Origin of the sequence: Mesorhizobium sp. M4B.F.Ca.ET.089.01.1.1 (assembly GCF_004022605.1) — a bacterium.
GTDB classification, from domain to species: domain Bacteria; phylum Pseudomonadota; class Alphaproteobacteria; order Rhizobiales; family Rhizobiaceae; genus Mesorhizobium; species Mesorhizobium abyssinicae.
Window position 1 is genome coordinate 1 of the sequence record NZ_RZOS01000770.1, and the last position, 1,655, is coordinate 1,655.

Here is a 1,655-nt window from a genome sequence, read left to right on the forward strand (position 1 = left end):
GCCCAGCCGCCGCGCCGGCCTGTCGCCCGTTGGCGTGAACGGCGCGACGTCGAGCAGGTCTTCCGGTGCCGAGCGGCTGCCGCGGCAGAGCCGCACGAAGGCGGCGGCGACCCGTTCGGCGCCGTGGCGCTCGAGCAGGGTTTCGACGAAACCGCGTTCGTCGTCGCTCACCGGCTCGCCGAAGGCCGGGTCGGCGAGGATGCGCTCGTCGTCGCGGCGCAGCACCTCGTCGGCCGAGGGCGGGCTCGCCCAGGTCGCGGTCAGGCCGGCATTGTTGAGCAGGCGCTCGGTGCGCCTGCGGGCGTTGTTCGGCACGATCAACGCGCTGACGCCTTTCCGCCCGGCCCGCCCGGTGCGGCCGCTGCGGTGCAGCAGCGTTTCAGGGTTGGTCGGCAGGTCGGCATGGATGACCAGGTCGAGATTGGGCAGGTCGATGCCGCGCGCCGCCACGTCGGTGGCGATGCAGACTTTTGCGCGGCCGTCGCGCATCGCCTGCAGCGCGTGGCTGCGCTCGTTCTGGCTGAGCTCGCCGGACAATGCCACGACGGCGAAATTGCGGTTGTTGAAGCGCGCGGTGAGATGGTTGACGGCGGCGCGGGTGTTGCAGAACACCATGGCGTTGGTCGCCTCGTAATAGCGCAGCACGTTGATGATGGCGTTCTCGCGGTCGGCGGGTGCCACGGAGAGCGCCCGGTATTCGATGTCGAGATGCTGCTTTGCCTCGCCGCCGGCGGAAATGCGCACGGCATCGCGCTGGTAGCTCTTCGCCAGCGTCGCGATCGAGCGCGGCACGGTGGCCGAAAACATCAGCGTGCGGCGCTCGGCGGGCGCGGCGTCGAGGATGAATTCGAGGTCCTCGCGAAAACCGAGATCGAGCATCTCGTCGGCCTCGTCCAGCACCACGGCCCTGAGCGCCGACATGTCGAGCGCGCCGCGGGTGATGTGGTCGCGCAGTCGGCCCGGCGTACCGACGACGATGTCGGCGCCGCGCTCCAGCGCCCGCCGCTCGCTGCGCATGTCCATGCCGCCGACGCAGGAGGCTATCTGCGCCCCGGTCAGCTCATAAAGCCATTCGAGCTCGCGCCGCACCTGCAGCGCCAGCTCCCGCGTCGGCGCCACCACCAGGCCGAGCGGCGCGCCGGCATCGGTGAAACGCTCCGCGCCGCCGAGCAGGGTCGGCGCCAAGGCAAGGCCGAAGGCGACGGTCTTGCCGGAGCCGGTCTGGGCCGAGACCAGCGCGTCGGCCGCGCCGAGCTCGGTCGCCAGCACCGCCTGCTGCACCGGCGTCAGCGCGGTATAGCCGCGTTTTTCCAGCGCCTCTGCAAGCGCAGGCACGATCGTTTCGAAACTGGACATTTTTCTCTTTCGGAATTCGGGGTTTTGTGCCCGTCGTGGAGCACAAGGCCGGTATGCGCCGGGCAAACGGTATTTGGGCGTTCCTACTTCCTGCGGCCGCCATTGTACAGGGCAGTGCGCAGCGCGGCGATTGGCGAAACCGCTGGCGAGAGCGCCCCTCTCCCCGTCATTATACGGGGAGAGCGACTGTCTTGGCTGTCAAGCTGTTTGCCATGGTTTTTGGTCGCGGATGATGGCGTTGAGAATGGTCAGCAGCTTTCGCATGACGGCCACGACGGCGACGATCTTCGGCTTGCCGA

Annotated in this window: 1 protein-coding gene and 1 pseudogene; both read right to left on the reverse strand. The window is 68.8% G+C overall.

All coding sequences use genetic code 11. The features are described from left to right. On the reverse strand, nt 1-1,356 hold a 1,356-nt coding region (locus tag EN780_RS33690; RefSeq protein WP_133372868.1), incomplete at its 3' end, for a DEAD/DEAH box helicase. 198 nt (nt 1,357-1,554) lie between these two features. Beyond that, nucleotides 1,555-1,655 (reverse strand): annotated as a pseudogene (locus EN780_RS33695) (IS110 family transposase); the annotation flags it as partial.